Raw genomic sequence first — 6,007 nt, forward strand, 5'->3', positions numbered from 1 at the left:
TGATTTATAGAATTTTGTGAAAGTATTATGTCTAATAATAGAGAACTATTAAATTTTTATATAAAAAATATTGATTTAGTAGGATATGAAAGAAAAAAAGATGAATATATTAAATCAGAATCAGACTTTTTTTTATCAAAAACTATACTACTAGCATTAAAAGGAAGTTGGGAAGATGTCATAAGAAGAGCAGATATATATTTAAATAATCCGTCAAAATCTTCTTATGATAAATATAAGTATATAGAATTTGAATATTTAAAATCATTAGCATTAAGAGATGAAATAAAAATGAGAGAATGTATAGATAAAATGCTTGAAAAGAAGGTAGCTAAAAAAATGTTGAATGATATGAGTACTGCATTTGGATTTTATTTGCATATATTTGTAATAATGTATGCTAAGATAGCGATGTATCATGGAATAGATTTGGGTGTAGATCATGAAATAGCCCCAAAAGAATTGATAGATATAACTCCAGCTAAAGAATATCCAGAACCATATGAATTTATGGAAAAATTTAATTTAAATACAATAACAAAAGAAGAGTGGTTAGATTGGATATATGAATATCATCCTGATATTAATAGATTGAAAAAAAGTATAGAGCTAGGGTATTTTGTTTAAGATTATATTTATAAATTGTTATATTAATGGATACAGCTTATAAAAAAATGGTGAAATTAATACAGGTGAATCAAAGAGTAAATAAGTTAGAAAATAACTTGTAAGAGAGATGGAATTTAAAGATTTAAAGGTATTTGATAAGATAACAGAAGAAAATGTAGATTTATTACAAGAAAAGTTAACTAACTTAGAAAAAGATAATCTTTTAGATATTCCTAGAGATGCTAAGGTTGTTAGTGATATGGCAGTTTATAATAAAATAAGTAATTTTTTAACAGTAAAACAAGATTTAGAAAAAATAGATTTAAAAAATAAAAATAATGAAGAAATTGTAAAAATATTAATAGAAAACGGGAAAAATATTTTTATCTCAATTTATTTGTTGAATAAAGAAAATTTTGATGTGTTAATCGATAATGGAGTAATTATAAAAACTGATTTACCTGAGTTTCAATATTGGGGGAAAATAATAAAAAATCCAACTAGTTATTTTTTAAAAGACAATATTACGGAAAATGTTTCAAATTCCTTGAAAGAAGATAGATAATTAATGGAAGTTGTGCATAAAAATAGGAATAAATATATTTTAAAAGTTTTAAACAATGAATATAAATCTGACTATATAAAAACAAGTTATAAATTTTTAAAGGCAGGAGACTATATAAATGAAGGAATTGGTTATTTATTAGATAAAGATAAAAAAGAACAGACTAAAACAGTTTTGACCAATACTTCAGTTATAACAAGATTAAAAAAAGAAAATGGAGAATATATATTTACAATATATATTAGATAGTATGAGGGATGCGTTAGATCCTATTAATATTATAAAAAAAGATAAATATATTGAAGATTCAAATAAATTTGATTTTATAATTAAAATTTATGAAATTAGATTTAAAAATAAAAAAGAAATGGAAAAATATAACAAAAAAAAATAATGAAAACAATAATTTGGGGAATTATAACAGTAATAATTCTTATCTTAGTGACTACTTTTGTTACTAAAGATAATATATCAAATATACAATATTTTTATAATGTTGTAATTAATTAAGTTTATATGTATAAGAAATACTCGGATTTAATTATATATATTAAATATTTATTTATTATTTTTATTATTTATATTATTTTAAAACTTTGTGAAGGAAATTATTTTATAAAAAATAATAAAATATGTATTTTTTTAATAATATTAGTAATGAATATTATTTATATAACAGGTATGAATATAAAAAGATTGTTTTAGAAAAAATTATAAAAAAATAAAGGGTGTATAATTGTGAAAAAAATTTTGAAGATAACAAAATTGAGTATGATGATATATTTTTGTCTTGATCTAGTTTTTCATAAAATATATGATTTACCAAGTTATTTAGATGGATATAATTTAATATATGAATATAAAGATGAGTTTTATAGTTTGTATGATGATTTTGAAATTTATTATTTTAATCAAAAATATTATTTGAAAGATAGAATTCTAGGTAAAATTTTAATTTCAAATATAAAGAAAATAATGTCAAAGGGAAATTATATATACGGATTTTCCAAGGATGGTTATTTTGTTTTACATAAAACTTATATGGAAATTTATTTTACATATTCAAAAATAAATATGAAAAGATGAAGGTTAAAGAATTGGATATTTTTCTTGGGTAATTATTTTTGAAACATTCAATACTTTCAACATATTTTTTTATAAATAATCCATAGGTGTTCCATTATGAATAAATCTTAATGCAGTTTTATTATATTTTAATAGTTTCCTATTTCATTAGAGAAATAAGAGTGTGCCAAATACCAATTAACACCTAAATCGATTATTGCATTTATATTAGAAAATTTATCACTATTATCAGTTTTTACTGATTTTATTACATATTTATTACTCTTTATTATTTTCTATTTTTGTGTTATTATTAGTCATGGGTATACAGTTCCTTTCAATGAATTTAGTCGTTTGTGATTGTACTGTATATCCAATTTTTTTTCAAATTATTTTTGGACACTTACTATTTTAATTTAGGAGTTTATATTTTTGAATATTTTTTATTGACAAATGCACTCAAATACTGTATACTTACATAGTACAACAGTTATTGTTGTGGTTGGATATATGTTTAAATTATTGTAATTTCTACTTTAAATGCTAACATTTAAGGTAGTTTTCTTGTGTTTTTATTGTTAGAACGTCAATGGAACCACGAGGGAATATAGACTTAAAAATGGGTAGGAATATTATCACGATGATTTAACTATATATGAATATTAAAAATAAGTTTGGGAGGAGGAAATATGCCTACAATTAATCAATTAGTAAGATTTGGTAGAAGCACATCTGAAAAGAAAAAGAAATCACCTGCGTTAAAAGGTAATCCACAAAAAAGAGGTGTTTGTGTAAGAGTATATACAACTACACCTAAAAAACCTAACTCAGCGTTAAGAAAAGTTGCAAGGGTTAAATTAGTTAATGGAATTGAAGTTACTGCATACATTCCAGGAATTGGACATAACTTACAAGAACACTCTATCGTATTAATAAGAGGAGGAAGAACTAAGGATTTACCAGGGGTTAGATATAAAATAATAAGAGGAGCACTTGATACTGCAGGAGTTGTTAATAGAAAACAAGCTAGATCAAGATATGGTACTAAGAGACCTAAATAAATATAAATCATAAGGATGAAGGAGGCAAATCGTGTCAAGAAGAAAACAAGCTAAGAAAAGAGATGTTTTACCTGATTCAAAATTTAATGATATCATCGTAACTAAATTCATTAACGGATTAATGGTTGATGGTAAAAAATCAGTTGCAGAAAACATTTTTTATTCAGCATTAGATGAAATTGAAAAAGAAACAAACGAATCAGGATATGAAATATTCAAAAGAGCAATGGAAAATGTAAAACCTCAAGTTGAAGTAAGATCAAGAAGAATTGGAGGGGCTACATACCAAGTTCCAGTAGAAGTTAGAAAAGAAAGACAACAAACATTAGCTATCAGATGGTTAGTTAGATATACTAGAGATAGAAAAGAGTATGGAATGATACTTAAACTTAAAAAAGAATTAATAGCTGCAGCTAATAATGAAGGTGGATCAATCAAGAAAAAAGATGACACTTACAAAATGGCGGAAGCAAATAGAGCGTTCGCTCACTATAAATGGTAATAAGAGGAGGATATAATGGCTAGAAAAGTTGCTTTAAAAGATACTAGAAATATAGGTATCATGGCACATATAGATGCTGGTAAGACAACTACAACAGAAAGAATCTTATTCTATACAGGAGTTAACCATAAATTAGGAGAAGTTCATGATGGAGCTGCTACTATGGACTGGATGGAACAAGAACAAGAAAGAGGTATCACAATTACATCAGCAGCAACTACTTGTTTCTGGAAAGGGCATAGAATTAACATTATAGATACTCCGGGCCACGTTGACTTTACTGTTGAGGTTGAAAGATCTTTAAGAGTATTAGACGGAGCTGTTGCAGTATTCTCTGCAGTTGATGGTGTGCAACCTCAATCAGAAACAGTTTGGAGACAAGCTGATAAATATAACGTACCAAGACTTGCGTTCTTTAACAAAATGGATAGAATTGGTGCAGACTTTGATATGTGTGTAAATGATATCAAACAAAAATTAGGTGGGAATGGTGTACCTATACAATTACCTATAGGAGCAGAAGATGCTTTCGAAGGTGTAATTGATTTAATAGAAATGAAAGAATATATCTTTACTGATAAACAAGGTGAAGATTATAAAGTGGTAGATGTTAGAGATTCATTAAAAGATGATGCAGAAATTGCAAGACAGCATTTAATAGAATCAATAGTTGAAACTGATGAAGAATTAATGGAAAAATATTTTTCAGGAGAAGAGATTTCAGTTGAAGAAATTAAAAAAGGATTAAGAATAGCTACAATAGCAGGAACTGTAGTTCCGGTATGTTGTGGAACAGCATTTAAAAACAAAGGTATCCAACCCCTACTAGATGCTATAGTAGCATATATGCCTTCACCTGTTGATATTGAAGCTGTAAAAGGTATAGATCCTAAAACAGAAGCAGAAATATCAAGAAAACCAGCTGATGAAGAAAAATTCTCTGCATTAGCATTTAAGATTGTTACAGATCCATTTGTTGGAAGACTATCATTCTTTAGGGTTTATTCAGGAATATTAGAAAAAGGTTCTTATGTATTAAACTCAACTAAAGGTAAAAAAGAAAGAATGGGAAGATTACTTCAAATGCATGCAAACAAAAGAGATGAAATTGATATAGTTTATGCAGGAGATATTGCTGCTGCAGTTGGATTAAAAGATACAACTACAGGAGATACTTTATGTGCTGAAGATGCTCCAATTATATTAGAAAGAATGGAGTTTCCAGATCCGGTTATCTCAGTTGCAGTAGAGCCTAAAACAAAAGCTGACCAAGAAAAAATGGGGACAGCATTATCTAAACTTGCTGAAGAAGATCCAACTTTCCAAGTTAAATCTGATCAAGAAACTGGACAAACTATCATAGAAGGTATGGGAGAATTACACTTAGAAATAATCGTAGACCGTATGAAGAGAGAATTTAAAGTAGAAGCTAATGTAGGTAAACCACAAGTTGCTTACAGAGAAACTATACTTGGATCTTCTGACGTTGAAGAAAAATACGCTAAACAATCTGGAGGACGTGGACAATATGGACATGTTAAAATCAGAGTTGAAGCAAATGATGGAAAAGGTTATGAATTTGTTAATGAAATTACAGGAGGGGCAATTCCAAGAGAATATATTCCGGCTGTAGATAAAGGTATAAGAGAAGCTCTTGATTCAGGAGTTTTAGCTGGATACCCAGTACAAGACGTTAAAGTTACATTATACGATGGATCATACCACGAAGTGGATTCATCAGAAATGGCGTTTAAAATTGCAGGATCTATGGCTATGAAAAAAGCTTTAAGAGCTGCAAATCCTATCTTACTTGAACCAATATTCAAGTTAGAAATCACAACACCTGAAGAATACATGGGAGACGTTATAGGAGATTTAAACTCTAGACGTGGAACAGTATCAGGAATGAATGACAGAAACAATGCTAAAATCATTTCAGGAGGAGTACCTCTATCAGAAATGTTTGGATATGCAACTGACTTAAGATCAAAAACTCAAGGAAGAGCAACATATTCAATGGAATTTGAAAAATATCAACAAGTTCCAAAAACATTAGCAGAAAAAGTAATTGCTGAAAGAACAGGAAAATAATAAACCAAAGGAGATAATAAAATGGCAAAACAAAAGTTTGAAAGAAGTAAACCACACGTAAACGTTGGAACAATAGGACACGTAGATCATGGTAAAACAACAACAACAGCAGCT

The 6,007-nt window shown here is 27.5% G+C and carries 9 protein-coding genes; all 9 read left to right on the forward strand.

What is annotated here, in order from left to right:
* The first annotated feature begins 27 nt into the window (after positions 1–27).
* Positions 28–627, forward strand: coding sequence for an Imm49 family immunity protein (locus AYC60_RS06865; RefSeq protein WP_067322842.1), 600 nt, complete (start codon positions 28–30; stop codon positions 625–627).
* A 109-nt stretch (positions 628–736) separates the two neighbouring features.
* Positions 737–1,174 (forward strand): hypothetical protein, encoded by a 438-nt coding sequence (locus AYC60_RS06870; protein ID WP_067322845.1) that lies wholly within the window; start codon positions 737–739, stop codon positions 1,172–1,174.
* Between the two features lie 3 nt (positions 1,175–1,177).
* Positions 1,178–1,423: a hypothetical protein gene (locus tag AYC60_RS06875; protein WP_067322848.1), complete on the forward strand. Its 246-nt coding sequence runs from the start codon at positions 1,178–1,180 to the stop codon at positions 1,421–1,423.
* 1 nt (position 1,424) lies between these two features.
* Entirely contained in the window at positions 1,425–1,568 is a 144-nt protein-coding gene (locus tag AYC60_RS08685) for a hypothetical protein (protein ID WP_156447695.1), read from the forward strand.
* A gap of 344 nt (positions 1,569–1,912) precedes the next feature.
* Positions 1,913–2,260 carry a hypothetical protein gene (locus tag AYC60_RS06880; protein ID WP_067322850.1) on the forward strand — a complete coding sequence of 116 codons (348 nt, stop codon included), beginning with the start codon at positions 1,913–1,915 and terminating at the stop codon, positions 2,258–2,260.
* A gap of 668 nt (positions 2,261–2,928) precedes the next feature.
* Positions 2,929–3,300 carry a 30S ribosomal protein S12 gene (gene rpsL / locus AYC60_RS06885; RefSeq protein WP_012858232.1) on the forward strand — a complete coding sequence of 124 codons (372 nt, stop codon included), beginning with the start codon at positions 2,929–2,931 and terminating at the stop codon, positions 3,298–3,300.
* Positions 3,301–3,331: 31 nt separating this feature from the next.
* Positions 3,332–3,802, forward strand: coding sequence for a 30S ribosomal protein S7 (rpsG, locus tag AYC60_RS06890; RefSeq protein ID WP_067322853.1), 471 nt, complete (start codon positions 3,332–3,334; stop codon positions 3,800–3,802).
* Between the two features lie 15 nt (positions 3,803–3,817).
* The gene (gene fusA, locus AYC60_RS06895) at positions 3,818–5,893 is read left to right on the forward strand and encodes an elongation factor G (RefSeq protein WP_067322856.1); all 2,076 of its coding nucleotides are present in this window, start codon (positions 3,818–3,820) and stop codon (positions 5,891–5,893) included.
* A gap of 21 nt (positions 5,894–5,914) precedes the next feature.
* Positions 5,915–6,007 (forward strand): GTP-binding protein (locus tag AYC60_RS06900; protein ID WP_082762596.1); only part of this gene is annotated, 93 nt, incomplete at its 3' end.

Source organism: Streptobacillus felis (assembly GCF_001559775.1).
GTDB classification, from domain to species: Bacteria; Fusobacteriota; Fusobacteriia; order Fusobacteriales; family Leptotrichiaceae; genus Streptobacillus; species Streptobacillus felis.